Origin of the sequence: Actinokineospora fastidiosa, assembly GCF_014648415.1 — a bacterium.
Taxonomy (GTDB): domain Bacteria; phylum Actinomycetota; class Actinomycetes; order Mycobacteriales; family Pseudonocardiaceae; genus Actinokineospora; species Actinokineospora fastidiosa.
This window is the reverse complement of sequence record NZ_BMRB01000003.1, coordinates 58,937-83,823: the sequence shown is the minus strand read 5'-3', so window position 1 is coordinate 83,823 and position 24,887 is coordinate 58,937. Positions and strand designations below refer to the sequence as shown.

24 protein-coding genes are annotated in these 24,887 nt (G+C 72.8%); 18 read left to right on the top strand and 6 right to left on the bottom strand.

What is annotated here, in order from left to right; translation table 11 throughout:
- The first annotated feature begins 57 nt into the window (after nt 1–57).
- Both IEY98_RS19230 and IEY98_RS19225 read left to right on the top strand, forming a co-directional pair.
- A complete protein-coding gene (locus tag IEY98_RS19230) occupies nt 58–993 on the top strand; it encodes a carbohydrate kinase family protein (protein ID WP_189212463.1) in 936 nt (311 codons plus the stop codon).
- A complete protein-coding gene (locus tag IEY98_RS19225) occupies nt 994–1,860 on the top strand; it encodes an NsdA family TPR-like regulatory protein (protein WP_189211963.1) in 867 nt (288 codons plus the stop codon).
- Here IEY98_RS19225 and map read toward each other — a convergent pair.
- Nucleotides 1,749–2,513 (bottom strand): type I methionyl aminopeptidase, encoded by a 765-nt coding sequence (gene map / locus IEY98_RS19220; protein WP_189211962.1) that lies wholly within the window; start codon nt 2,511–2,513, stop codon nt 1,749–1,751. The two genes, IEY98_RS19225 and map, sit on opposite strands and share 112 nt — an antisense overlap.
- 56 nt (nt 2,514–2,569) lie before the next feature.
- On the opposite strand from map, the gene IEY98_RS19215 reads away from it, so the two are divergent.
- Nucleotides 2,570–2,818: a helix-turn-helix domain-containing protein gene (locus tag IEY98_RS19215; RefSeq protein WP_189211961.1), complete on the top strand. Its 249-nt coding sequence runs from the start codon at nt 2,570–2,572 to the stop codon at nt 2,816–2,818.
- A 94-nt stretch (nt 2,819–2,912) separates the two neighbouring features.
- Here the strand turns inward: IEY98_RS19215 and asnB are convergent, their stop codons facing one another.
- On the bottom strand, nt 2,913–4,841 hold the full coding sequence (gene asnB, locus IEY98_RS19210; protein ID WP_189211960.1) for an asparagine synthase (glutamine-hydrolyzing): 1,929 nt from the start codon (nt 4,839–4,841) through the stop codon (nt 2,913–2,915).
- Between the two features lie 245 nt (nt 4,842–5,086).
- Here asnB and ctaC point away from each other — a divergent pair, with 245 nt between their 5' ends.
- From ctaC to IEY98_RS19190, 4 genes are all read left to right on the top strand, one after another.
- Nucleotides 5,087–6,058: an aa3-type cytochrome oxidase subunit II gene (ctaC, locus tag IEY98_RS19205; protein WP_229787079.1), complete on the top strand. Its 972-nt coding sequence runs from the start codon at nt 5,087–5,089 to the stop codon at nt 6,056–6,058.
- A 24-nt stretch (nt 6,059–6,082) separates the two neighbouring features.
- Complete coding sequence (locus IEY98_RS19200) at nt 6,083–6,481, top strand: cytochrome c oxidase subunit 4 (RefSeq protein WP_189211958.1); 399 nt, start codon at nt 6,083–6,085, stop codon at nt 6,479–6,481.
- A gap of 246 nt (nt 6,482–6,727) precedes the next feature.
- Nucleotides 6,728–7,900 (top strand): pyridoxal phosphate-dependent aminotransferase, encoded by a 1,173-nt coding sequence (locus IEY98_RS19195; protein WP_229787078.1) that lies wholly within the window; start codon nt 6,728–6,730, stop codon nt 7,898–7,900.
- The gene (locus IEY98_RS19190) at nt 7,893–8,873 is read left to right on the top strand and encodes a 2-hydroxyacid dehydrogenase (protein WP_189211957.1); all 981 of its coding nucleotides are present in this window, start codon (nt 7,893–7,895) and stop codon (nt 8,871–8,873) included. The genes IEY98_RS19195 and IEY98_RS19190 overlap by 8 nt, the downstream gene beginning before the upstream one ends.
- A gap of 418 nt (nt 8,874–9,291) precedes the next feature.
- On the opposite strand, the gene trpD is transcribed toward IEY98_RS19190, so the two are convergent.
- Nucleotides 9,292–10,338, bottom strand: coding sequence for an anthranilate phosphoribosyltransferase (trpD, locus tag IEY98_RS19185; RefSeq protein ID WP_189211956.1), 1,047 nt, complete (start codon nt 10,336–10,338; stop codon nt 9,292–9,294).
- Nucleotides 10,335–10,745 carry a hypothetical protein gene (locus tag IEY98_RS19180; protein WP_189211955.1) on the bottom strand — a complete coding sequence of 137 codons (411 nt, stop codon included), beginning with the start codon at nt 10,743–10,745 and terminating at the stop codon, nt 10,335–10,337. Before IEY98_RS19180 ends, trpD begins: the two co-directional genes overlap by 4 nt.
- A 208-nt stretch (nt 10,746–10,953) precedes the next feature.
- On the opposite strand from IEY98_RS19180, the gene ctaE reads away from it, so the two are divergent.
- The 5 genes from ctaE (at nt 10,954) to IEY98_RS19155 (ending at nt 16,160) form a co-directional block, all read left to right on the top strand.
- On the top strand, nt 10,954–11,583 hold the full coding sequence (gene ctaE, locus IEY98_RS19175) for an aa3-type cytochrome oxidase subunit III (RefSeq protein WP_189211954.1): 630 nt from the start codon (nt 10,954–10,956) through the stop codon (nt 11,581–11,583).
- Between the two features lie 55 nt (nt 11,584–11,638).
- Nucleotides 11,639–12,436, top strand: a complete 798-nt coding sequence (gene qcrC / locus IEY98_RS19170) for a cytochrome bc1 complex diheme cytochrome c subunit (RefSeq protein ID WP_189211953.1) — start codon at nt 11,639–11,641, stop codon at nt 12,434–12,436.
- Nucleotides 12,433–13,566: a cytochrome bc1 complex Rieske iron-sulfur subunit gene (gene qcrA, locus IEY98_RS19165; protein WP_189211952.1), complete on the top strand. Its 1,134-nt coding sequence runs from the start codon at nt 12,433–12,435 to the stop codon at nt 13,564–13,566. The genes qcrC and qcrA overlap by 4 nt, the downstream gene beginning before the upstream one ends.
- Complete coding sequence (gene qcrB, locus IEY98_RS19160) at nt 13,563–15,245, top strand: cytochrome bc1 complex cytochrome b subunit (protein ID WP_189211951.1); 1,683 nt, start codon at nt 13,563–13,565, stop codon at nt 15,243–15,245. The genes qcrA and qcrB overlap by 4 nt, the downstream gene beginning before the upstream one ends.
- A 63-nt stretch (nt 15,246–15,308) precedes the next feature.
- The gene (locus tag IEY98_RS19155) at nt 15,309–16,160 is read left to right on the top strand and encodes a serine hydrolase (RefSeq protein ID WP_189212461.1); all 852 of its coding nucleotides are present in this window, start codon (nt 15,309–15,311) and stop codon (nt 16,158–16,160) included.
- A gap of 18 nt (nt 16,161–16,178) precedes the next feature.
- Here IEY98_RS19155 and IEY98_RS19150 read toward each other — a convergent pair whose 3' ends face one another.
- Nucleotides 16,179–16,595, bottom strand: a complete 417-nt coding sequence (locus tag IEY98_RS19150; RefSeq protein ID WP_189211950.1) for a YbaB/EbfC family nucleoid-associated protein — start codon at nt 16,593–16,595, stop codon at nt 16,179–16,181.
- 57 nt (nt 16,596–16,652) lie between these two features.
- On the opposite strand from IEY98_RS19150, the gene IEY98_RS19145 reads away from it, so the two are divergent.
- On the top strand, nt 16,653–16,931 hold the full coding sequence (locus IEY98_RS19145) for an Lrp/AsnC family transcriptional regulator (protein WP_189211949.1): 279 nt from the start codon (nt 16,653–16,655) through the stop codon (nt 16,929–16,931).
- A 7-nt stretch (nt 16,932–16,938) separates the two neighbouring features.
- On the opposite strand, the gene IEY98_RS19140 is transcribed toward IEY98_RS19145, so the two are convergent.
- A complete protein-coding gene (locus tag IEY98_RS19140; RefSeq protein ID WP_189211948.1) occupies nt 16,939–18,642 on the bottom strand; it encodes a DEDD exonuclease domain-containing protein in 1,704 nt (567 codons plus the stop codon).
- An 83-nt stretch (nt 18,643–18,725) separates the two neighbouring features.
- Between IEY98_RS19140 and IEY98_RS19135 the strand changes: the two genes are divergently transcribed.
- From IEY98_RS19135 to IEY98_RS19115, 5 genes are all read left to right on the top strand, one after another.
- Nucleotides 18,726–20,069, top strand: coding sequence for an NYN domain-containing protein (locus IEY98_RS19135; protein WP_189211947.1), 1,344 nt, complete (start codon nt 18,726–18,728; stop codon nt 20,067–20,069).
- Nucleotides 20,070–20,085: 16 nt separating this feature from the next.
- On the top strand, nt 20,086–21,837 hold the full coding sequence (locus tag IEY98_RS19130; RefSeq protein ID WP_229787077.1) for a D-alanyl-D-alanine carboxypeptidase family protein: 1,752 nt from the start codon (nt 20,086–20,088) through the stop codon (nt 21,835–21,837).
- A 55-nt stretch (nt 21,838–21,892) separates the two neighbouring features.
- Complete coding sequence (locus tag IEY98_RS19125; RefSeq protein WP_189211946.1) at nt 21,893–22,081, top strand: hypothetical protein; 189 nt, start codon at nt 21,893–21,895, stop codon at nt 22,079–22,081.
- Nucleotides 22,082–22,422: 341 nt separating this feature from the next.
- Nucleotides 22,423–23,469 carry a C40 family peptidase gene (locus IEY98_RS33150; protein ID WP_189211945.1) on the top strand — a complete coding sequence of 349 codons (1,047 nt, stop codon included), beginning with the start codon at nt 22,423–22,425 and terminating at the stop codon, nt 23,467–23,469.
- A 68-nt stretch (nt 23,470–23,537) separates the two neighbouring features.
- Nucleotides 23,538–24,884, top strand: coding sequence for a gluzincin family metallopeptidase (locus tag IEY98_RS19115; RefSeq protein WP_189211944.1), 1,347 nt, complete (start codon nt 23,538–23,540; stop codon nt 24,882–24,884).
- The last annotated feature ends 3 nt before the right edge of the window (nt 24,885–24,887 follow it).

Here is a 24,887-nt window from a genome sequence, read left to right as displayed (position 1 = left end):
GACAGGGAGCGCCTCGTGCCCGTTGCCGTCAGCGGAAGCATCGCAACCGACCACCTCATGCACTTCCCCGGCAGGTTCGCCGACCAGTTGGTCGCCGAGCAGCTGCACCGGGTGTCGCTGAGCTTCCTGGTCGACGACCTCGTGGTCCGCCGTGGCGGGATCGGCGCCAACATCGCCTTCGGCATGGGCGTGCTGGGGTGCGCGCCGGTGCTGGTCGGGGCGGTGGGCGCCGACTTCGCCGACTACCGCGCCTGGCTGGAGCGCCACGGCGTCGACTGCGCGGGCGTGCACGTCTCCGAGGTCGCCCACACCGCGCGCTTCGTCTGCACCACCGACGACGACATGTGCCAGATCGCCTCGTTCTACGCCGGCGCGATGGCCGAGTCGCGCAATATCGAGCTGGCCCCGGTCGCCGACCACGCAGGCGGGCTCGACCTGGTGCTGATCAGCCCGGACGACCCGGAGGGCATGGTCCGCCACGCCGAGGAGTGCCGCCAGCGCGGCTACCGCTTCGCGGTGGACCCCTCGCAGCAGATGGCCCGCATGGACGGAGCCGCGATCCGCTCGTTCGTCGACGGTGCCGACTACCTGTTCAGCAACGACTACGAGTGGGAGCTGCTGCGCCAGAAGACCGGCTGGACCGAGTCCGACGTCATGTCCCGGGTCGGCCTGCGGATCACGACGCTGGGCGAGAAGGGCGTGGAGATCGTCTCCGCCGACGGCACCAGCATCCACGTCGGCGCGGTCCCGGAGACGGCCAAGGCCGACCCGACGGGCGTCGGCGACGGCTTCCGCGCGGGCTTCATCGCAGGCGTCACCCAGGGTCTCGGCCTGGAGCGGTCCGCGCAGCTGGGCTCGCTGATCGCCGTGCTGGTGCTGGAGACTGTCGGCACCCAGGAGTGGACCTTCGACAAGGCCACCGCGCTGACCCGCATCGCGGGCGCGTACGGCCAGGACGCGGCCGACGAGATCGCGCCGATCCTGCCGGGCTAGGTGGAGGTCCGCGAGACCATCCGCGCGCTGGTCGCCCTCGACGCCCGAGTCGGGGGCGACCGCACCGCCGCCCGGGCGCTGCGCGCGTTCCGGTCCGCCCCCGTCCACGGCCGCGACGCCATGGCTGCGGCGGGCGAGCTGGGCGAGGTGACCGGGTGGCTGCTGTTCGACGCGGGCAGGCACCGGCTGGCCGAGCGGGTCAACCGGGCGGCGCTGCGGCTGTCGCGGCGGGCCGGTGACCGCGCTGTCGAACTGCTCACCCTGCAGAACATGGCCCTGCACGCCGGGTATGTCGGCAGGCCGCGCGCGGCGCTGGACATCATCGGACAGGTGCTCTCCGGCCCGCTCTCACCGCGGCTGGAGGCGTTGTTCCGGCTCCGCGAGGCCCGCGCGCGGGCGCTGGCGGGCGACCGGGACGCGCCCCGGCTGTTCGCCCGGGTGCGGTCCCGCTACCTCGACGGCGTCCGGGACGACGACCCGGCGTGGACGTGGTGGATCGACGACCCCGAGCTGGCCTGGCACGAGGCGATGGTCCACGGGCACGCGGGCGACTGGGCGCGCGCGGCCGACCTGTTCCACGCCGCCGCCGAGCTGGTGCCCGCCGACCAGGTGCGCCGCCGCTACCTGCACCTCGCCGCGCTCCTCGGCGCCCAGGCCAGGGCCGGGGCGCGGCGGGACGCGGAGGACACCCTGACGGCGGTGCTGCCGTACTACCGCGCCGTCGGCTCCACCCGCACGGACGCGATCGTCCGGGCTCACGCGGTGAGGATCACCGGGCCGTCTGCGGTGATGGCGACGGTGTGCTCGGAGTGGGCGGCGCGGCTGCCGTCGCGGGTGCGCAGGGTCCAGCCGTCGTCGTCGACGTAGTACGGGTCCCTCCCGCCTTTGTGGACCATCGGCTCGATCGCGAGCACGAGCCCTTCCCGCAGCCGCATGCCGCGTCCCGGGTCGCCCTCGTTGGGCACGGACGGGGACTCGTGCATGGCGCGGCCGATGCCGTGGCCGCCGAAGTCCGGCGGGATGCCGTAGCCGGCCTCGCGGGCGACGACGCCGATGGCGTGGGCGATGTCGCCCATGCGGTTGCCGGGCACGGCCGCGGCGATCCCGGCGGCCAGCGCCCGCTCCGACGCCTCGACCAGGGCGGTGTCGGTCGGGTCGGGCGTGCCGACGACGAAGGACATCGCCGCGTCGCCGTGCCAGCCGTCGACGTGCGCGCCGAAGTCGATGCTGAGCAGGTCGCCGTCGCTCAGCCGGGTCCTGTCCGGGATGCCGTGCACGATGGCGTCGTTGAGCGAGGTGCACAGCACCGCGGGGAACGGCGTCGGCGCGAACTGCGGCCGGTAGCCCAGGAACGACGAGCCCGCCCCGTGCGCCGCCAGCACGCCCCTGGCCACGTCGTCGAGTTCCAGCAGGGTCGTGCCCACGGTGGCGGCGGCGCGCACAGCGGCCAGCGCTGCCGCCACGACCGCGCCCGCCGCGCGCATGGCGGAGATCTCCGCCGGGGTCTTCAGCTCGATCATAGGGATAACAATACCGGTATTCCTATCCCGGTCAACCGGCCGTACAATCGACGGTCATGGTGCGACCACCGCTGACGGCCCAAGAGCGCGAGCGCGGCGAACGCCTCGGCCGCATGCTCCGCGAGGCCCGGGGCCCGCGCAGCATGACCGAGGTCGCCGCCGAGGCGAGGGTGCCGGTGGAGACGCTCCGCAAGATCGAGAGCGGCCGCGTCCCCACCCCGGCGTTCTTCACCGTGGCCGCCCTGGCAGGCGCTCTCGGCATCTCCCTCGACGCCCTCGTCGCCGATCAGATCCTGACCGGGTAGCTCCCTCGGGACACGAGGTCGGCGGCATGCGTGCTCAGGCACGCAGACCGCCGAAGTCGCGTACGGCGGACCTGTTCTCGGGCTAGCGCCGGGATCAGATCTTGACCGGGTAGTGCGGCTCCGGCACCACCGGGCGGATGCGGCGCTCGATGAAGATGCCGTGCCAGAGCATGAAGACCAGCAGCGCCCAGATGCGGCGGCTGTGGTCGAGGTTGCCCGTGCGGTGCTCCTCCAGCAGCCGCATGACGGCGTTCTTGTCGAGCAGGGCGTCGGTCTCGGAGTCCAGGATGATGGTGCGCGCCCAGTCGTACATCTCGTCGCGCAGCCACAGCCGGATCGGGACGGGGAAGCCGAGCTTGCGGCGGTTGAGCACGTGCGCGGGCACCACGCGGCGCAGGGCCTGGCGCAGGGCGAACTTCGTCGTCTCGCGGGTGATCTTCTGGTCGAGCGGGACCTGCGCGGCGACGGCGAAGACCTCCGGGTCCAGGAACGGGACGCGCAGCTCCAGGGAGTTGGCCATGGTCATCTTGTCGGCCTTGACCAGGATGTCGCCCCGCAGCCACGTGTAGAGGTCCACGTGCTGCATGCGGGTCACCGGGTCCCAGCCCGCCGACTCGCGGTACGGGCCCGCGGTGAGGTCGCGGTGGCCGATCGCCGGGTCGAACGTGCGCAGCACCGGGGCGAGCTGGTCGTCGCGGAAGATGCGGGCGTTGCCGTAGTAGCGGTCCTCCAGCGACAGCGAGCCGCGGCGCAGCAGGTCCTTGCCCCGGGTGCCCTCGGGGATCTTCGCCGAGACCTTCCCCATCAGCTTGCGCAGCGAGCCGGGGACCCGCTCGAACGGGGCGAGCGACAGCGGCTCGCGGTAGATCGTGTAGCCGCCGAACAGCTCGTCGGCGCCCTCGCCGGACAGCACGACCTTGACGTGCTTGCGGGCCTCCCGGGCGATGAACCACAGCGGCACCAGCGCCGGGTCGGCCACCGGGTCGTCGAGGTACCAGACGATCAGCGGGAGGGCCTCCATCATCTCCGGCGCGGAGACCGTCCGGACCACGTGCTTGACGCCGAGCGCCGCGGCGGACTCGGCGGCCACGTCGACCTCGGAGTAGCCCTGGCGCTCGAAGCCGGTGGTGAAGGTGATCAGGTCCGGGTTGTGCTGCTTGGCCAGCGCGGCGATCGCGGTGGAGTCGATGCCGCCGGAGAGGAACGAGCCGACCGTCACGTCCGCGCGCATGTGCATGCGGACCGAGTCGCTCATCACGTCGGCGATGCGCTGGTACAGCTTCTCCGCGTCGGCCGGGCCGCCGACCGGGCGCGGGGCGAAGCGCGGGGTGAAGTAGCGGCGCTTCTTCGGCTCCTCACCCGGCGTGAGCGTGAACGACGTCCCCGACTCGATGCGGTGCACCGCGCTGTGCAGGGTCGCGGGCTCGGGCACGTACTGCAGCGTCAGGTAGTGCTGCAGGGCCCGCTTGTCCATCTCCAGCTTGACGCCCAGCACGGGGGCCAGCTCCAGCAGCGACTTCTTCTCGCTGGCGAAGGCCGCGCCGCCCGGGCCCACGGCGTAGAACAGCGGCTTGATGCCGAACGGGTCGCGCGCGCCGAAGAGGACCTGGCGGTGGTTGTCCCAGATCAGGAACGCGAACATGCCGCGCAGCCGGGACACCGCGGCCTCGCCGAGGTAGTGGTAGGCCGCGACGATCGTCTCGGAGTCGCCGTCGGTGTGGAAGACCGCGCCGAACTTGGCGGTCAGCTCGGCGCGCAGCTCGAGGTAGTTGTAGATCTCGCCGTTGAACAGCAGCGTGTAGCGCTGCGGCGTCTCCGGCGGGCCCCACAGCAGCGGCTGGTGGGAGTGCTCGATGTCGATCATCGACAGCCGGTTGAAGCCGAACACGGCCTCACCGCCGGTCCAGGTGCCGCTCTCGTCCGGGCCCCGGTGCCGCTGGCACCGCATGGCCGCGCCGACGGCCGACCGGGCCGCTGCGGCGTCCATGTCGGAGGGACAGATCAGGCCAAGGAGACCGCACACGGCTACTCGCGCACCTCTCGTGTGTCAGCGGGGGAGAGGCCAGTATGCCGGTCGCGCCCGGGCCGCCCGCCGACCGCCCGCGCCCACCGCGCGTGGCCCAGGTCACCAGGCCAGACTGGGAAGTAGCTCCGATCACCCTCCCCGGGTGTGGCCCCTGTCGCTGGGCTAGGCTCCGGGTGCTCCCAGGCCCGTGTTCCGCCGCGCGCCGGGAAGCGAGGATTCATCGTGTCGAGGAGGATCGCGCAGTGGGCACACCCCAGGCCACCGGGGCCGATCGGCCCGGGAACCGCACGGCACGGGCGGCGAGGCTGGCCTGCCTGGTCGCCGTGGTCGCTGTCCTGGCCACCGGCTGCTCGGCCAACGAGGTCCTGCGCTTCGGCTGGCCCGAGGGCATCACGCCGCAGGCCGACTCGATGCGCGTGTTCTGGACATGGTCGGTCGTCGCCGCGCTCATCATCGGCGTCATCACCTGGGCGCTGATCCTGTGGCCGGTGGTCGCCCACCGCAAGCGCGGGGACAGGCTGCCGAAGCAGTTCCAGTACAACCACTTCCTGGAGATCATCTACACCGGTCTCCCGGTGATCATCGTGGTGGTGCTGTTCTACTTCACCGCGACCACCCAGAACTACGTTCAGGCCGAGACCGACGACCCCGACGTGGTGGTCGACGTCGTCGCCTTCCAGTGGAACTGGGAGTTCGACTACGTCTCCTACAAGGACACCGCGGGCGTCGAGCAGGAGCCCGCCGCTCCCGGCGACGACACCGTGCGCACGATCGGCTCGTCGGCCGAGATCCCGCTGCTGGTGCTGCCCAACGACCGGGTGATCGAGTACCGGCTGCGCTCCACCGACGTCATCCACTCGTTCTTCGTGCCGGACTTCCTGTTCAAGCGGGACGTCTTCCCGCACCCGGACAAGAACAACCAGGACTGGGACTTCCAGAACCGGATCGACCAGACCGGCTCGTTCGTCGGCCGCTGCGCCGAGCTGTGCGGCACCTACCACGCGGTGATGAACTTCGAGGTCCGCGTCGTCACCCCCGAGATCTTCGACCAGTACATGGACCTGCGCACCACGGTCAACCCGGCCACCGGCAAGGGCTACACCGCGGCCGAGGCGCTCGCCGAGATCGACTGCGGCGACCTGTGCACCCCGCACGCGGTGACCACCAAGCCGTTCGACACCGACCGCACCGCGCGTGAAGCGTCGGGTTCCTAAGCTCTCACCCAAAGGACTGCAGCTATGAAGGTCGAAGCCAGGCTGTTCGACGTCACCACGGGCTTCTTCTTCCTCTCGGCCATCGTCTACGGGCTGTGGGCGCAGGAGCCGGTCGGCACGGTCGCGCTGATCCTGACCGGTGGTCTGTCGCTGATCATCGGCTCGTACTTCCACTTCATCGCCCGGCGGCTCAAGCAGCGCCCCGAGGACAACCCGGACGCCGAGATCAGCGACGGCGCGGGCGAGCTGGGCTTCTTCAGCCCGGGCAGCTACTGGCCGGTCGGCCTGGCCGCCTCCGCGGCGCTGATGGGCTTCGCCATGGCGTTCTGGCAGGTGTGGCTGATGGTGATCGCGGGCGTCCTGGTGCTGATGGCCGTCGGCGGGCTGGTGTTCGAGTACCACACCCGGCCCGACCACGACTGACCCGATTCTTCCGACGAAGACCGCCGCCTCGACTGCGAGGCGGCGGTCTTTTCACTTTATTCGCGGCTTTGACCAGCGATCTTTTCGTGCAAGGCTCGATGGGCGGAAGGACTTCCGTGCCCGCGCGGTCCGCGGCGGCGGTGTTCCCGGCCGACCCCGGGACGACCGCGGGAGCGGCACGATCGCGGGTACCCGGACCACGGCCGCCCGGCGATCCCGCGCGGCCAGACGAAGAGGGAGCCGCTCGTGAAGCTCGCCAGTCGCATGGACCGCCTCGGCACCGAGTCCGCGTTCGAGGTGCTGGCCAAGGCCAGGGCGCTGGAGGCGACCGGCGCGCCGGTGATCCACCTGGAGATCGGCGAACCGGACTTCGACACCCCCGCGCACATCGCGCGGGCCGCGCGCGAGGCGCTGGACCGGGGGATGACCCACTACGTGCCCGCGCCGGGCATCCCGGAGCTGCGCGCGGCCGTCAGCGCCGCGCTGGAGCGCGACGGGCGGATGACCGCGTCGCCGGACCGGGTGATCGTGACGCCGGGCGCCAAGCCGATCATGTTCTTCGCGATCCTCGCGCTGTGCGAGGAGGGCGACGAGGTGCTGTACCCGGACCCGGGCTTCCCGATGTACGCCTCCATCGCCGCGTTCGCGGGCGCGCGGCCGGTGCCGGTGCCGCTGCGCGAGTCGAACGGGTTCACCGTCGACCCGGACGAGCTGGCCGCGCTGGTCACGCCGCGCACCAAGCTGCTGATCCTGAACTCGCCGCACAACCCGTGCGGCAGCGCGCTGGACCGGGCCCAGGTGGAGGCCATCGCCGAGATCGCGATCCGGCACGACCTGACGGTGCTGTCCGACGAGGTGTACTGGGCGCTGCGCTACGGCGGCGACCACCACAGCGTGCTGGACGTGCCGGGCATGGCGGAGCGGACGATCCTGCTCGACGGCTGGTCGAAGACCTACGCCATGACCGGGTGGCGGCTCGGCTACGGCGTCTTCCCGACCGAGCTGGTGGAGCCGGTGAGCAGGCTGGTCATCAACTCGGTGTCGTGCACCTCGGCGTTCAGCCAGTATGCGGCGATCGCGGCGTTGACGGGCCCGACCGACGACGTCGACCGGATGCGGGCGGCGTTCGCTGAGCGGGCCGAGGTCGTGGTGGACGGGCTGAACGCGATCCCCGGCGTGTCGTGCGTGCGGCCGGGCGGGGCGTTCTACGCGTTCCCCAACGTCACCGGGCTGGGGCTGCCGGAGGGGGAGCTGGCGGACCGGCTGCTGAACGAGGCCGGGGTCGCGGTGCTGCCCGGGACGGCGTTCGGCGAGTACGGCAAGGGCTATCTTCGGTTCTCCTACGCCAACTCGACCGACAACATCAAGGCCGCGCTCGGCGCGTTCGCCGACCTGGCCGCGGAGGTGACCCGTGCCTGACGTGCTGGTGACGCGCCGGATGGTGGACGCGGCGATGGCCGCGCTCGACGGCCTGGGGACCGTCGAGGTCTACACCGGCCCGCCGACGGCGATGCCGCGCGCGGAGCTGCTGACCCGGGTCGCCGGTGTGCGGGGCCTGCTGACCGTGCTCACCGAGCGGATCGACGCCGAACTGCTGGACGCCGCAGGGCCTGACCTGCGGATCGTCGCGAACCACGCGGTCGGCGTCGACAACATCGACATCCCCGAGTGCACCCGGCGGGGCGTGCTGGTGACGAACACGCCGGACGTGCTGACCGAGGCCACCGCCGACCTGGCCTGGGCGCTGATCCTGGCCTGCGTGCGGCGGGTGGCCGAGGGCGACCGGTTCCTGCGCGCCAAGACGCCGTGGATCTGGGACCCGCGCATGATGCTCGGGCACGACCTGCACGGGCGCGTCCTGGGCATCGTCGGCTGCGGCCGGATCGGCCAGGCGACCGCGCGGCGGGCGCTGGGGTTCGGGATGCGGGTCGTCTACCACAACTCGCGCCCGCTGCCGCCGGAGGTCGCCGAGCCCCTGGGCGCCACTTGGCGGTCGTTCGACGACCTGCTCGCCGAGTCCGACGTCGTCTCGGTGCACTGCCCGCTCACGCCCGACACCCGCCACCTCTTCGGGGCCGAGGCGTTCGCCCGCATGAAGTCCTCCGCGGTGCTGGTGAACACCTCGCGGGGTCCGGTCGTGGACGAGCTCGCGCTGGCCCAGGCGCTGCGGGCGGGGGAGATCTTCGCCGCCGGGCTCGACGTGTTCGAGCGGGAGCCCGAGGTCGAGGCCGAACTGCTCGACCTGGACTCGGTCACGCTCCTGCCGCACCTGGGCAGCGCGACCGTGGGCACCCGCGAGGCGATGGGCCTGCTGGCCGTGCAGAACCTGGCCGCAGGACTGGCAGGCTCCCGGCCGCGCAACCTGCTCAACCCGGAGGCCTTCACCGGCTGACCGGCGACCGGCCCGGGGCCGGACCCGCACAGCCTGCCCCGGCCGCGCGCCCGCCGGATTGCTCAGCGGGCGCGCGGCGGTGCTTGGCAGACATGCGCGCCCGGATGCTGGCGATGCGCGCTGGGCGGCCACGGCTGCGACACCGGGTCAATTGCCTGGTGGCAGAACCCCAGGCCGACTGACCTGTCCGGTCGTCGCCGCGCGGCGGCGGGTGGCGCTGCCGGTGAGGTCGTCGGGAAGGACCGCGGACCGCCGATCGTGCTGGCTGCCGCTGCCGGCCACCAGCGGGCTGATCCCGACAGTCAGCCCCTACCAGACACCGGCCATCGACAGATCAGCCGGCAGCGGGTCGCGTGAGTCACCTGACCGGCGGGCGGCGTCCGATGGGGTCGACACCCCATCGGACGCCCCCGGTCGGCTATGCGGCCAACCGCCGGGACACGCTGATCCAGCGGTCCAGGAGGGCAGCCGCCGCGCCGGTGTCGATGGCCTCGGCCGCGCGCCCGTGCGCCGCCGTGAGGTCGGCGTGCAGGTCGTCCGACAGGCCGGTGAACGCCGCGATGGCGCCCGCGGCGTTGAGCACCACGGCCTCGCGCACCGGGCCCGGCTTGCCCGCCACCAGGTCGCGGACGACCGCGGCGTTGAACTCCGCGTCGCCGCCGCGCAGGTCCTCCGGCGCGGCCGGGGTGATGGCCAGGCGGGCCGGGTCGATGACGTCCTCGCGGACCGTCCCGCCCGAGACGGCCCACACCTTCGTGGTGGTCGTGGTGGTGATCTCGTCGAGGTTGTCGTCGCCGCGGACCACGAGCACGCTCGCGCCGCGCCCGGCGAAGACGCCCGCGATGACGGGGGCCAGGCGGGCGTTGGCGCAGCCGATGAGGCCCGCGCGGGGCTGGGCTGGGTTGGTCAGCGGGCCCAGGATGTTGAACGCCGTGGGGATGCCGAGCTGGGCCCGGGTCGGACCGGCGAAGCGCAGGGCGGGGTGGAAGGCGGCGGCGAAGCAGAAGCCGATGCCGACCTCGCGCACGCATTCCGACACCGCGGCCGGGCTCAGCTCGATCGCCACGCCCAGCGTCTCCAGGACGTCCGCTGTGCCGCACTTGGACGAGGCCGCCCGGTTGCCGTGCTTGACCACCGGGACCCCGGCGGCGGCCGTGACCAGGGCGCTCATCGTGGAGATGTTCACAGTGTGGGCTTGATCGCCACCCGTGCCGACCACGTCGACGGCGTCGGGCACGTCCTCCACCCGGCGCGCGTGGGCGAGCATGCCCTCGGCCATGCCCGCGATCTCGGCGGGCGTCTCGCCCTTGGCGCGCAGCGCCACGGCGAAGCCCGCGATCTGCGAGGGGGTGGCCTCCCCGGACATGATCTGGTCCATCGCCCAGGTCGTGTCCTCCGCGGCGAGGTCCTCCCGGTCGATCAGGCGGCCGAGCAGGCCGGGCCAGGTCCTGGTCACCGGGCTCACCCCCGCAGGGCGGGCAGGCGCTTGGTGCGCAGGACGTCGGCGACGGTCTCGGCGGCGGTCAGCGGGTCGAGCGGGTGCACCACGACCGCGTCGGCCTGCGACCAGGTGGCCAGCCAGCGGTCGTCCTTGCGGCGCACCGCGATGACGATCGGCGGGCAGTCGGTGATCTCGTTCTTGAGCTGGCGGGACAGGCCGATGCCGCCGGTGGGCTGGGCCTCCCCGTCGAGGATGGCCAGGTCGATCTCGCCGGAGTCCATCGCCATCAGGACCTCGGCGACCGTGCCGACCTCGACGTACACCACCCGGCCGATGTCGGCGGCCGGACGGCGCCCGACGGCTGTGACGATCGTCTCGCGCACCTCGGGACGGTGGCTGAACACCAGGATCTTCAGGGGCTGCGCGGTCATGGCGTCCTCCACTTGGCAGGTCGGGCGTGCCGATGTTATCGGGCTCACCATGACCCGAACCAAGCCCTCCCGCCCCTCATTCCGTGCTTATTAACCACTCGGCCAAGCGGTCGGGAATCCCCAGTTCGGCACCCATTAGGTGATCAACAGCAGTGTGACCGGATGCACGCACGACCCGACCGGGCGCAGTACCTACCCGCAGGACATAATGCGTCGCGTGACAGCAGCAGCCCCCTCCATCGGACAGCGCATCCACTCGCTGAACCGGCCAAACATGGTCAGCGTCGGCACCATCGTGTGGCTGTCGAGCGAGCTGATGTTCTTCGCCGGACTGTTCGCGATGTTCTTCACGGTCAAGGCGCAGAACACCAGCGGTGTGTGGCCGCCGATCCTGGAGTCGACCGGCGAGCCGATCCACCTGAACCTGCCGTACGCGCTGCCGTTCACGATCATCCTGGTCGCGTCGTCGTTCACCTGCCAGCTCGGCGTGTTCGCCGCCGAGCGGGGCGACGTGTTCGGCCTGCGCCGGTGGTACATCCTGACGCTGGTCATGGGGGCGATCTTCGTCGGCGGGCAGGCGTACGAGTACGTGCAGCTGGTGCAGGAGGGCGTGACGATCCCGTCCGGGGCCTACGGCACGGTCTTCTACCTGACCACCGGCTTCCACGGTCTGCACGTGATCGGCGGGCTCGTCGCGTTCGTGTACCTGCTCATCCGCACGCGGCTGAGCAAGTTCACCCCCGCGCAGGCCACCTCGGCGATCGTCGTGTCGTACTACTGGCACTTCGTCGACATCGTCTGGATCGGTCTGTTCGCGGTCATCTACCTGGTGCCGTGATGACCCCGCGCTCCCACCACAGCTTCGCCGAACTGACAGCAAGGGTTGCCGCTAAATGATCAACAAACTCCGCAGCCGGACGAAGCTGCACAGGCGGGTGGCGGGCTTCCTCGCCCTGTCCTTCGCCCTGTTGTCGGTCGGGCTGCTCTACACCGCGCTGGCGCCCGAGCCCCCGGTCGCGCAGGCGCAGGCGGACCCCGCGCTGCTGCGCAAGGGCGAGCTGATCTACAACCGCACCTGCATCTCCTGCCACGGCGCGAACCTCGAGGGCGTCGAGGACCGCGGTCCCGCGCTGATCGGCATCGGCGAGGCGGCGGTGTACTTCCAGACCTCCACCGGCCGCATGCCGATGGTGCGCCAGGAGGCCCAGGCCGAGCGCAAGCCCCCGAAGCTGTCGCCGGACGAGATCGACGCGCTGATGGCGTTCGTGCAGTCCAAGGGCGGCGGGGTCGTCATGCCCGAGGGCGTCGGCGCCCAGCTGGTCGGCGACAACCCCGCGCGCGGCGGCGACCTGTTCCGGCTGAACTGCGCCTCCTGTCACAACTTCACCGGCCGCGGCGGCGCGCTGTCCTCGGGCAAGTACGCCCCGACGCTGGACGGCGTCACCGAGGAGCAGATCTACGCGGCCATGCTGACCGGCCCGCAGAACATGCCCAAGTTCTCCGACCGGCAGCTCTCGCCCGAGGAGAAGAAGGACATCATCGCCTTCGTCAAGTCGGTCACCGACGGCAACAACAACCCCGGCGGCAACGCGCTCGGCGGTCTTGGCCCCCAGTCCGAGGGTCTGATCGCGTTCATCGTGGGCATCGCCGCGCTGGTGGGCATCACCCTGTGGATTGGGGCGAAAGCATGAGCGCCAAGAACCCCGACGAGCTGCCTTCCGAGGCCGACCTCGCCGAGATGTCCCGCGACGACCTGGTCCGCCTCGGCGCCAAGCTCGACGGCGTCGAGCTCGTCGAGTACCCGGACCCGTGGCCGGTCAAGGGCACCCGCGCGGAGAAGCGGGCCGAGCGGCTGGTCGCGCTCTGGTTCGGCATCGCCGCGCTCGCGGGCCTGGCCTTCGTCGCCGTGTACCTCTTCTGGCCCGCCGAGTACGCCGCGTACAACGAGCCCGGCCACACGATGTACCTGCTCTACACGCCGATGCTGGGCGCCACCCTGGGCCTGTGCATCCTGGGCATCGGCGTGGGCGTGCTGATGTACACCAAGAAGTTCATCCCGCACGAGCTCGCGGTGCAGCAGCGCCACGACGGCGGCTCGTCCGAGCTGGACAAGGCCACGATCGTGGCCGAGCTGGCCGACGCCGGGAACCGCAGCACCATCACCCGCCGCCCGATGATCAAGGCGACGCTCGGCGCAGGCGCCGGGGTCATGGGCCTCGGCCTCGGCGTGTTCGCCATCGGCGGCCTGGTCCGCGACCCGTGGGCCGACAGCGACGGCAAGGAGTCGCTGTGGCACACCGGCTGGCAGGAGACCAACGGCGAGCGGGTCTACCTGCGCCGCGCCACCGGCAACCCGCACGAGGTCGTCCTGGTGCAGCCCGGTGACCTCGACGCTGGCGCGATGGAGACGGTCTTCCCGTTCCGCGAGTCCGAGCGCGACGACCACCACGCGCTGTCCATGGCGCTCAAGCGCTCGGACAACCCGGTCATGCTGATCCGCCTGCGGCCCGAGGACGCGGCCAAGGTGGTCAAGCACAAGGGCCAGGAGGACTTCAACTACGGCGACTTCTACGCCTACTCGAAGATCTGCAGCCACCTGGGATGCCCGACGTCGCTCTACGAGCAGCGCACCAACCGCATCCTGTGCCCGTGCCACCAGTCGCAGTTCGACGCGCTGCAGTACGCCAAGCCGATCTTCGGCCCGGCCACCCGCAAGCTGGCGCAGCTGCCCATCGCCCTCGATGAGGAGACGGGCTACCTTTACGCCAAGAGCGATTTCATCGAGCCCATCGGGCCCGCGTTCTGGGAGCGGAAGTCATGAGTGCGATCACAACTCCCACGAAGCCCCGGTCGATGGCCGCCCGCGCCGCGGGCGGGGCAGCCAAGTGGGCCGACGACCGGTACCACATGGCGGGCGGCCTGCGCCGCCAGATGAACAAGGTCTTCCCGACGCACTGGTCCTTCCTGCTCGGCGAGATCGCGCTCTACAGCTTCATCGTGCTGCTGCTGACGGGCACCTACCTGGCGCTGTTCTTCGACCCGTCCATGGTCGAGGTCGTCTACCAGGGCGAGTTCGTCCCGCTGCGCGGCCTGGAGATGTCGCGGGCGTACGAGTCAGCGCTGCAGATCACCTTCGAGGTGCGCGGCGGCCTGTTCGCCCGCCAAATGCACCACTGGGCGGCCCTGCTGTTCATGGCCGCGCTGGTCACGCACATGTTCCGGGTGTTCTTCACCGGCGCGTTCCGGCGCCCGCGCGAGGTCAACTGGGTCATCGGCGTCCTGCTGTTCATGCTCGGCGCGCTGGAGGGCTTCTCCGGCTACTCGCTGCCCGACGACCTGCTCTCCGGCGCCGGTCTGCGGATCATGTCCGGCCTGATCCTGACCATCCCGGTCATCGGCACCTGGACGCACTGGCTGCTGTTCGGCTCGGAGTTCCCGGGCACCGAGATCGTCCCGCGCCTCTACACGCTGCACATCCTGCTGCTGCCGGGCATCATCCTGGCGCTGATCGGTGTGCACCTGGCGCTGGTCTGGTACCAGAAGCACACGCAGTTCCCGGGCGTGGGCCGCAAGGAGACCAACGTCGTCGGCGTGCGGATCATGCCGGTGTTCGCGGTCAAGGCCGGTGGCTTCTTCGCCGTCGTCGTCGCGGTCTGCGCGCTGCTGGGCGGGCTGTTCCAGATCAACCCCATCTGGAACTTCGGCCCGTTCAACGCCGCGCACATCTCCGCGGGCACCGTGCCCGACTGGTACATGGGCTGGACGGACGGCCTCATCCGGCTCTGGCCAGCGTGGGAGGTCTACCTCGGGAACTACACGATCCCGGCGTCGTTCTTCCCGTTCATGCTGGGCCTGCCCCTGCTGACCGGTGTCGCGGCGGTCTACCCGTGGATCGAGCGCAGGTTCACCAAGGACTACGCGCACCACAACCTGCTGCAGCGCCCGCGTGACGTCCCCGTCCGCACGAGCCTCGGCGTCATGGCGATCACCTACTTCATGGTGTCGCTGCTGTCGGCGGCCAACGACGTGCTGGCGGAGAAGTTCTTCATCTCGCTGAACGCGACCACCTGGATGGGCCGCATCGGCCTGCTGGTGCTGCCGCCGCTGGCGTACTACATCACCTACCGCATCTGCCTGGGCCTGCAGCGCTCGGACCGCGAGGTGCTGGAGCACGGCGTGGAGACCGGCATCATCAAGCGCCTCCCGCACGGCGAGTTCATCGAGGTGCACCAGCCGCTCGGCCCGGTGGACGACCACGGCCACCCGATCCCGCTGGAGTACCAGGGCGCCCCGGTGCCCAAGAAGATGAACAAGCTGGGCTCGGCTGGCGAGCCGGTGCAGGGCTCGTGGCTCACCCCGGACCCGCCGGAGGAGACCGCGGCCCTGGCCAGGGCCCGCGCGGCCCAGCTGGGCCACGGCGCCTCCGGCGAGCTGGAGGCGGGCTCGACGGAGACCGGCAGGCACACCGCGCCGACCAGGGACCCGAGCAAGGAACTCTGATCGCCACGAGGGGCGGCACCCGACCCGGGTGCCGCCCCTCGCCGCGATAGCGTGTCCGGCGTGATGAGACGGGCCTGGGCGGCGGCGCTGGTGCTGCTGACCGCCTGTGGAACCACCCCGTCGACCCCCGTGGAGGCTCCCGCAGTGCAGAGCGCAGAGGCCTGTCCGTACCCCGAGTCGGGGTTCGACTGCGACTTCCAGCGGCGCTTCGACCAGGCCAGGCGCTACGCCGCCGACCGGCCGGGCGCGACGGCGCTGGTGGTGCGCGACCGCGAGCGGGACGTCGTGTGGCGCAACGAGCACGCGGGCGACATGGTCTGGACGGCGTCGACGATCAAGCTGGCGATGGCGGCCGACCTGCTGGTCCGGCACCGGTCCGGGGAGATCGAGCTCACCGCCGGCGACCGGGCCGACATGGACGCCATGCTGTTCGACTCCGACGACAAGGCCGCCACGGACCTGTGGATGCGGTACTCCGGGGACGACCACAGGCTGTTCAACGCCCACTTCCCCGGCCTGGGGCTGGTGACGCTGCGGCCGCAGCCGGGGTACGGGCGGGTGTTCCCGTACTGGGGCTTCCAGAAGTGCACCGCCGATGACCTCGACCGGCTGCTGGCGCACGTCCTGGGCGGGCTGGCGGCGGAGGACCGGGCGTACCTGGTCGACCGGATGCGCACGGTGGCGCCCAACCAGCAGTGGGGCGTGTGGGCCGCGGGCCCGGGCGCGCGGCCGGGGGCCAAGAACGGCTGGGCCGAGGAGGACACCGGCTGGGTGATGAACAGCATCGGCTTCGTCGGGCCCGCCGAGCGCTACACCGTCGTGATCCTCAACGACCTGCGCGGCGAGGGCGGCTACGACGAGGGCCGGGAGACGACGTCCGAGGTGGCGCGGCTGCTGTTCGCCGGTCGGTTCTAGCTCACCGCCGGTCGCCGATCACCACTTGTCCTCGTCGAAGACGCGGGTGGTCTCGCTGTAGTCCTCGGACTCCGGCCCCTTCGGGGCGGCGGGCGGTTTCTCCTCGGGCTCGTCGTCCACGCGCTGCACGATGGCGCGGTCCCCGCCCAGCGGGACGAAGGCCTCGGCGACGGTCGTCGCGGCGGCCTGGCGGGCCTTGCGCGCGGTGCGCAGGATCTCCGCGGCCAGCTCGGCGGCGGGCCTGGCGGTCGCGGCGTCGTCGAGCCGCAGGTCCAGCAGCGCGCCGTTGGGGGCGACGGTGACGGTGACGGTGCGGTCCTCGGAGGTCTGCGTGCTGCCCGCGGACTCCAGGTCCCGCTTGAACTCGGTGGCCTTCTGCTGGAGGTCGGCGACCTTGCGCTCGAAGTCGGCGAGCCACTCGTCCGGGGTCTGCACGCGCACAGGGTAGCGGGGTTTAGGGTTGTCGGACCGAGACTTTGGAGGACCGAGCCCATGATCACGGCGATCGTGCTCATCTACGCCGCCACGGACCGCATCCCCGAGACGGCCCAGGCGATCGCCGACATCGACGGGGTGACCGAGGTCTACTCCTGCGCAGGCGACGTCGACCTGATCGCCATGGTCCGCGTCAGGGACCACGAGACCCTGGCCGAGCTGGTGCCGGGCCGGATCGGGCGGGTGCAGGGCGTGCTCGACACCGACACCCACATCGCCTTCCGCTCGTACTCCAGCCGCGACACCGAGGCCGCCTTCGCCATCGGCGACGACTAGCCGCCGCTCACTTCCCCCAGTGGCCGAGCCGGGAGCGGGCGTGGTCGGCGCGTTCCAGCCAGTGCCGCCAGCTCGCGGCGGCGTAAGCGGGTTCCGACCACGGGGTGGAGGTGCGGACCAGGCGGGTGCCCGGGCGGTCCAGCCAGCGCAGGATCACCGCGACCTCCTCGGGGGGCGCGCCGTGCAGGGGGCCGTCTCCGGTGAAGACCGTCTCGGCGCTGGCCACCAGCTGCTCGACCACGGGCATCGGCGGAACCCCGCGCTGGGCGACGCCCGCTGAGGCCAGTCGGCCGTGGCGGACGACCGCGAACTCCCAGCCGCCCGCGCCGTCCGGGCGGGCGGCGACCAGCTCGGCGATCCGCGCCAGGGCCGCCAGGCGCTGGCCGCGGTCCAGGGCGCGGATGAGTGTGCTCATGCGGTCGCGGTCGGTGCGCGCCTCCTCGTAGCGCTGGGCGGCCGAGAGGTCGAGCAGGCGGGTCTCCAGCAGCCGCAGCGGGTCGGTGAGCGCGCCCGCGACCAGGCCGGTGACGCCCGCGACGGCCGGGGCGTACTGGGCGGCGGTCTGCGCGCCTGAGCAGGGCGCGCCGCAGCGGCCGAGCTCGGCCAGCGCGCACGGGGTCGCCGAGGGGGAGCGGGCCGGGATGCGGACCGTGCAGGGGCGGATGCCGGTGGCCTGCTGCAGGGCGTGCATGGCGTCCTCGGCCAGCGCGCGGCTGCGCAGGGGCCCCAGCGCGCCGTCCCGGGGCCCGCGGACCAGGGACAGCCGGGGGAACGGCTCGTCGGTCAGCGCGACCCACCAGCCGTTGTGGGGGTTCTTGGAGCGGCGGTTGTACGCGGGCTTGTGCGCGGAGATCAGCCGCAGCTCGCGCACCTCGGCCTCCAGCGAGTGCGCGCACGTCACGTGGTCCACCCGGACCGCGAGGGCCACCATCTCGCGCAGGCGGCGGCGCGTCTCGCCCGCGGTGAAGTACTGCCGGACGCGACGCCGCAGGTCGACGGCCGTGCCGACGTACAGCACCTCCTCCGAGGGACCGCGGAACAGGTACACGCCGGGCTCGTGCGGCAGGTCCTCGGCCAGCGTGCGCTTGCGGCGCTGGGCGTCGGTGACCTCCGGCAGGTAGCCCAGCAGCTCCTCCAGCGACTGCACGCCCAGCGACCCGACCCGCTCCAGCAGGCCGTGCAGGACGTCGACGGTCGCGCGCGCGTCGGCGAGGGCGCGGTGGATCGGGACGGTCTCGGCCCGGAACAGCGTGGCCAGGGCGGACAGCCTGCAGCTCGGCGCCTCCTCCCGGCTCAGCACCCGCCTGCCGAGCTTCACCGTGCACACCACGGTCGGCTTGGGCCACGGGTAGCCGAGGCGGGCGCACGCGGCCTTGACGAAGCCCACGTCGAACCCCGCGTTGTGCGCGACCAGGACCGACCCGGCGGCGAACTCCAGGAACGCGGGCAGCACCGTGTCGAGCCGGGGCGCCGAGGAGACCATGACCTCGGTGATGCCGGTCAGCGCGACGACCTCCGGCGGGATGCCGCGCTCGGGATCGACCAGGGTGGCGAACTCGCCGAGCACCTCGCCGCCGCGGACCTTGACCGCGCCGAACTCGGTGATGGCGTCGGTCTCGTGGCTGCCGCCGGTGGTCTCCAGGTCGAACACCACGAACGTGGTCTCGCGCAGCGGCGTGCCCAGCTCGTCGAAGGTCAGCTGCCCAGTCATCGGCTCGAAGCTAGATCACGGCACTGACAGAAACGGCATGGTGCGCACACTGCGTCGTTACCGGCCCAGACTAATCTGGAGAAATGGCTCCGCCCGCCGACCCGCAGGCCAGCGCGGACCCCGACGCCGGGGTCCGCGGCTCCACTGTGGACTGGACCGGGCTGCCGGAGCCGGTCAGGGGCAGGCTGGCCGAGATCGCCGCGGAGGCGGTCGGCGCGCTGCCCGCCGTGGACGTCCCGCAGTCGCTGCGCGCGGTGGCCCGGTTCGCGCCCGCCAAGCGGGCCCGGCTGGGCGCGGGCGCGCTCATCGCCGCCCTGCGCGACCTGCCCGCCTTCCGCACGGCGGTGGTCAACTGGGCCAGGGAGCACCGGCCCGCCGCGCTCGACGTCGGCGGCGCCGACCCGGTGGCCGCGGCGGCGGCCGCCGTGCTGCTCGGCGAGGACTCCGCGGTGCACTACGTCGAGCTGATCGGCCGCCGCGTCACCGACTCCGCCCTGCGCACCGAGCGCGACGCGGCCGTGGCGAAGCTGCGCAAGGCCGAGGCCGAGCTGGCCCGCGTGCAGGCGCTGCTCGACGACTCGGCCGGGGCGGCCGACCGGGTCAGGGCCGAGAGCGAGGCCGAGCTGGAGCGGCTGCGCAAGCGCCTGCGCGAGCAGGGCGTCAAGCTGCGCGAGGCCAAGGACGCCGCCGCGGCCGCCGATGCCGAGATGGCGCGGCTGCGCGCCCGGGTCGACGCCGAGCTGGCCGCCGTGGTCGAGCAGCGCGACCGCGAGCGCGAGCGGGTCGAGCACGAGCGCGCCCGCGCCGAGCGCGCCGAGGCCGACGCCGAGATCGCCCGGCAGTCCGCGCGCGAGGCCCGCCAGGCCGACGAGGTGCGGCTGGCGCTGCTGGTCGACACCCTCGACGGGGCCGTCACCGGCCTGCGCCGCGAGCTGGCCCTGGGCGGCGGCGGCCCGCGCCCGGCCGACCTCGTGCGCGGCGCGACGGCGGCGCAGGGCGTCGCCGGGCGGGTGGAGGACCCGGCCGCGCTGGACCGGCTGCTGGCGCTGCCGTCGGTGCACCTGGTCGTCGACGGCTACAACGTCACCAAGACCGGCTATCCCGAGCTGTCCCTCGCCGACCAGCGCGACCGGCTCGTGCGCCAGCTCGCCGCGCTGGCCGCGCGCACGTCCGCCGAGGTGACGCTGGTCTTCGACGGCGCGGGCGTGGTCGCCGTCCCGGTCGCGGCGCCCCGGGGCGTGCGGGTGCTGTTCAGCGATCCCGGCGTGCTCGCCGACGACGTGATCCGCGCGCTGGTCACCGCGGAGCCGGAGGGCCGCCCGGTCGTGGTCGCCACGTCCGACCGCGCGGTGGCGGACTCGGTGCGCAGGCGCGGCGCCCATCCGGTGCCGTCCGCGGTGCTGCTGGCCCGGCTCGGCCGCATCTGAGCGGCGGACCCCGTCGTTGTCCAGGTCGATGCTGTTCCGGGTGCTGGCCGCGCTGGTCGCGGTGTCGTCGTTGCTGACTCAGCCGGTGGCGGCCGCTCAGCAGAGCGAGCCGCCGCGCCCGGAAGCCGGGACCGGGCCGGGCGCGCCGGTGCCCGACCCGCGCCCGGGCGAGGCGTTCGCCGACCCGGCAGTGGCCGCCCTCCAGCGCACCGCGACGGACGTGCAGCGCGAGCTCGCCGACCTGTCCGGGCTGGTCGAGGCGGCCGCGGTCGAGCTGGGCACGGCGACGCGGGCCGCCGACGCCGCCCGCGCCGAGCGCGCCGCGGCCGACGAGGTCGTGGCCGCCCGGCAGGCCGAGGTCGACGAGTTCGCCGCCGCCCTGCTGGCCACGCAGGCGCGCCCCGGCGGGCTGCACGTGCTGCTGACCGTCGACGGGCCCGCCGACTTCCTGCAGGGCAGCGCCATGGTCGAGCGGATGCGCGCGGACACCGACGCCACGCTCACCGCGGCGCTCGACCGCCAGGAGGCGGCGGCCGCCGCCGAGCGCGCCGCTGCCGACGCCCAGGACACCGCCGCCCAGCGCAAGGCCGACCTGGACCGACGCACGGCCGACGCCACCAACCGGGCGGCCGCGGTGTCGAGCGAGATGCGCGGGCGCATCGCCGAGACCGACGCCGCCGTGGTCGCCGCGCAGCGCGCACAGCGGGAGCGCAACGAGCGCACCGCGGCGAACTGGCGCGCCTACACCGCCCGGCTCGCCGAGGCGGGCATCACGCCGCCGCCCGCCGCCGCGCTGCGCGACCCCGCCCGGCTGCCGCCCGGCCTGCGCGCGCTGCCGGGTCGGGACGGACCGCAGGCGGGAGTCGCCGAGGCGGTGCTGACCGGCGGTGAGCGGCTGCTCGTGCTGCCCGCGGAGACGATCGCCGCCGTGGACACCGCGATCGGCGCGCTCGGCAAGCCGTACGTGCCCGCCAAGGGGGAGGGGCCGGTCGCCTACTCCTGCGACGGGCTCGTCAAGGCGGCGTTCGGGTCGGTGCCCTCGGCGATCGGCGAGCAGTTCGCCACCCTCGCCCCGGTGCCCGCCGCCGACGCCCAGCCCGGCGACGTCGTGTTCATCGGGCCGACCCGGCTCGGCGTCCAGTCCGTCGGCGTCGTGCTGGACGGGCGCACGATGCTCGCCGCGGACGCGCGCCTCGCCGGGGTCGTGGTCACCGACCTGCCCGGCCCGGACACCGTCGTGGGCGTGGCCCGGCCCGCGCTCGGGCCGCGTCCGGCCCGGCCGGTGCCCTCGGCCGAGCCCGGCGGGCTCGCCTGGCGCTGCGGCAGCGTCCAGCTCCCGCCGCGCGGTCCGGGGGAGGCCGCGGGCGCGTGGGGCGGCTACCCGAACGGGCTGATCCCGCCCGCCGCGCTGTGTCGGATCGGGGTGGGCGCGCACGCGCTGCGGTGCGACGCGGCGATGTCCTACCGGGCCATGGCCGAGGCGTTCTCCGCCGCCTTCGGCAGGCCGCTGTGCATCACCGACTCCTATCGCACTTTTGCCGCGCAAGTGCGTCTCTACGGCGAGAAACCCGCGCTCGCCGCCGTGCCGGGGACCAGTAATCACGGCTGGGGACTCGCGGTCGATCTCTGCGGCGGAATCCAGTCCTTCACCTCGCCGGAATACCGCTGGCTCGCCGCCAACGGCCCCCGCTTCGGCTGGTCGAATCCGGCGTGGGCGCGGCCGGGCGGCGGCCGCGAGGAGCCCTGGCACTGGGAATACACCGGCTGAATTGTCGGTGGTCCGCTCTAGCGTGATCTTCGACGAGCGGGAAAGGGGTGTAATCGTGATCATCGACTGTGATCGGTGCGTCGCCCGCGTCGAGGACGCGTGCGGCGACTGCGTGGTCAGCGTGTTGCTGGGCGTTCCGCCCAGCGTCGAATTCGATCAGGCCGAGCGCGCGGCGATCGCGGCGTTGGCGGCCGCGGGCATGATCCCCCGGCTGCGGCTGGCGCTGGTGGAGAAGTCCGCCTGAATCCCGACACGCCCGGGTGAATTCCACGCCGCGCCGAGCGGTCGTGGTCGATCGGTGAGCGGTTCACCGATCGGGTGAACAGGGCTGTTGCGCTCATCACAGTGTGGAGTCGGCACTGCTCTGATGGGGGTTCGGCGCGAATCTCCCGGCGTTCACGGCACGGTCGGTGGACGCCATGGCTCACGTTTCGTAACCTGTCCGAGATTTCGCGGCTTCCCGTCACCAACCCCGAGGCGACGACGCGGAATCGCCGCCCCGCTCGACCCCACGAGGGTCGGACCGGTCCCCCGCGGTCGGCGCCAGCCGGCGTGGCGGTCAGAGGACGAAGGAGTACGCGCGACGTGGCGTCGCATCGACTCAAGAGAGCCCTGAAGGGCGCCATGGGCGTCACGGCTGTCGTCGCGGTGGTGAGCTTCTCCCCCTCACCGGCCATGGCACAGCCCCCCACAACCGCATCCGAGGCCGTCGAGCAGTACAAGAAGCTCAGCGAGCAGGCCGCGACCGTCAACGAGGACCTGCTCAAGGCCCAGGACGACCTCAAGGCCAGGAAGGCCGACTACGACAAGGCCACCAAGGACGTCGCCGCCGCCAAGGAGCTGGAGAAGAAGGCGCGCGCCCAGGAGGAGGCCTTCCGCGGCCAGGTCGACGACCTCGCCAGCGCCTCGTTCCAGGGCGCCCGGTTCAACAAGATCTCCGCCCTGCTGACCGGCGACTCGCCCGACGACTTCCTGGAGCGCGCCTCCGCGCTCTCGGTGCTCGCCGCCGACAGCGAGCAGGCCCTCTCGGCCTACACCTCCGCGGTCACCACCGCAGAGGAGGCCCGCAGGCAGGCCGAGGACGGCCAGAAGCGCGCCGCCAAGGCCAAGGCCGACGCCGAGAAGCTCACCGCGGACATCACCAAGAAGCGCGACGAGCTGCAGAAGCAGATCGAGGAGGTCGACGCCGCCCGCCAGCGGCTGACCGCCGAGGAGAACGCCGAGCTGCGCGGCCCCGCGGACACCGGCGTCTACATCGCCCCGCCCGGCGCGGCGGGCATCGCGATGAACACCGCCCTCGCCCAGCGCGGCGACATGTACGAGTGGGGCGCCGAGGGCCCGAACACCTTCGACTGCTCCGGCCTGATGGTGTACGCCTACCGCGAGGCGGGCGTGTCCCTGCCGCGGTCCAGCCGCGCCCAGTTCGGCGTCGGCGTGCCCGTCTCCCGCAGCGAGCTCAAGGCGGGCGACCTGGTCTTCTACGGCAGCAGCGCGGGCAGCATCCACCACGTCGCCATGTACATCGGCGGCGGCCGGATCGTCCACGCGTCGACCTTCGGCGTGCCGGTGAAGACCGACACGATCGACGGCGGCGGCAGCGACTACTTCGGCGCGCGCCGGGTCGCGGGCTGACAAGCGCGATCACGGGCCCGTAGCCGGTTGGCTACGGGCCCGTCGTCGTGTTCCCCTACGATTCCCGAATGGCCTCCAGGGCACGGGTACGCGCGTGGCTAGGCGCGATCGTGGCGGTGATCGCCGCCGCCGGTGTCGCCCTGGTGTCGCTGCCCGGGGACGAGCCGGGCCCGCTCGGCCAGTCCGGCCAGGGTCGGCCGATGGGCGCGGTGCCGCCCGCCGAGCCCTCCGCCGTCGACGTCCTGCGCGGCGACGCCGTGTCCGCCCTGCTGGAGCGCCGCGCGTCGGCAGTGCGCGACCGCGACCGGCAGGCCTTCCTCGCCACCGTCGACCCGCAGGCCGAGCCGTGGTTCCGCGAGGCGCAGCAGGACCTGTTCGACAACCTCGACGGCGTCCCGCTCGCCCACTGGTCCTACGCCGTCGACCCGGCCGACGTGCTCGACCTGGCGGGCCTGCCCGACGCCGACCGGACCGCCACCGAGCTGTGGGCGCCCGGCGTCGAGCTGCACTACGCCCTGCGCGGGGTCGACACCGTGCCCACCGCCCGCGACATGGGCTACCTCTTCGCCCGCCGCGGCGACGCCTGGTACCTGCACTCCGACACCGCGCTGTCCGAGCTGGGCAGGCGCACGTGGCGCGGGCCGTGGGACTTCGCGCCCTGCCAGGTCGTGGCCACCGACGCGGGCCTGGTGCTGGCGCACCCGGGCAGCCAGCCGATGGTCGACCGGCTGGTCCGCGAGCTGGACCCGGCCGTGCGCGCGGTCGCCGACGTGTGGGGCGCTGACTGGTCGGGCAAGGTCGCGCTGATCCTGCCGGACAGCCCGGCGGAGATGCGCGCGCTGGTCGGCCCCGACTTCCCGGTGGAGTCGGTGGTCGCCGTGGCCACCGCGGACCGGGTGGACACCGCGGCGAACCTGGCCGTCGGCCAGCGCGTCGTGCTCAGCCCGGTGGGCGCGCGGGCGCTGTCCGTCGCCTCGCTCAAGGTCGTCCTGCGGCACGAGATCACCCACGTCGCCGCGCGCGGGCGCACGGTGGACGGCTCGCCGATGTGGCTGCTGGAGGGCTTCGCCGACTACGTCGGCTACCGCGACAGCGGCCTCACCCTGGCCCAGGGCGCGCCCGACCTGGCCGCGCTGGTCCGCGACACGGGCGCGCCGCCCGGCCTGCCCGACGACCGGTCCTTCCGCGCCCGGGACAAGGAGCTGGACCTGGCCTACCAGCAGGCCTGGTCGATCGCCCGGTTCCTCGCCGAGCGCTTCGGCGAGCGCGAGCTGGTCGAGCTGTACCGGTCGGTGGCGGGCGCGGGCCCGGTCTCCGCGGCCGAGACCGACTCGCTGCTGCTGGCGGCCGTCGGCCTGGACCGGGCCGCCCTGCTGGACGAGTGGCGCGGCCACCTCAAAGAGGTGCTGGGCTAGTTT

Coding starts and splice junctions, on each gene's coding strand:
- IEY98_RS19230 (WP_189212463.1), top strand. CDS start 58: ATGCACTTCCCCGGCAGGTTCGCCGACCAGTTGGTCGCCGAGCAGCTG.
- map (WP_189211962.1), bottom strand. CDS start 2,513: ATGATCGAGCTGAAGACCCCGGCGGAGATCTCCGCCATGCGCGCGGCG.
- IEY98_RS19215 (WP_189211961.1), top strand. CDS start 2,570: ATGGTGCGACCACCGCTGACGGCCCAAGAGCGCGAGCGCGGCGAACGC.
- IEY98_RS19200 (WP_189211958.1), top strand. CDS start 6,083: ATGAAGGTCGAAGCCAGGCTGTTCGACGTCACCACGGGCTTCTTCTTC.
- IEY98_RS19180 (WP_189211955.1), bottom strand. CDS start 10,745: ATGACCGCGCAGCCCCTGAAGATCCTGGTGTTCAGCCACCGTCCCGAG.
- ctaE (WP_189211954.1), top strand. CDS start 10,954: ATGCGTCGCGTGACAGCAGCAGCCCCCTCCATCGGACAGCGCATCCAC.
- qcrC (WP_189211953.1), top strand. CDS start 11,639: ATGATCAACAAACTCCGCAGCCGGACGAAGCTGCACAGGCGGGTGGCG.
- qcrA (WP_189211952.1), top strand. CDS start 12,433: ATGAGCGCCAAGAACCCCGACGAGCTGCCTTCCGAGGCCGACCTCGCC.
- qcrB (WP_189211951.1), top strand. CDS start 13,563: ATGAGTGCGATCACAACTCCCACGAAGCCCCGGTCGATGGCCGCCCGC.
- IEY98_RS19155 (WP_189212461.1), top strand. CDS start 15,309: ATGAGACGGGCCTGGGCGGCGGCGCTGGTGCTGCTGACCGCCTGTGGA.
- IEY98_RS19145 (WP_189211949.1), top strand. CDS start 16,653: ATGATCACGGCGATCGTGCTCATCTACGCCGCCACGGACCGCATCCCC.
- IEY98_RS19140 (WP_189211948.1), bottom strand. CDS start 18,642: ATGACTGGGCAGCTGACCTTCGACGAGCTGGGCACGCCGCTGCGCGAG.
- IEY98_RS19135 (WP_189211947.1), top strand. CDS start 18,726: ATGGCTCCGCCCGCCGACCCGCAGGCCAGCGCGGACCCCGACGCCGGG.
- IEY98_RS19115 (WP_189211944.1), top strand. CDS start 23,538: ATGGCCTCCAGGGCACGGGTACGCGCGTGGCTAGGCGCGATCGTGGCG.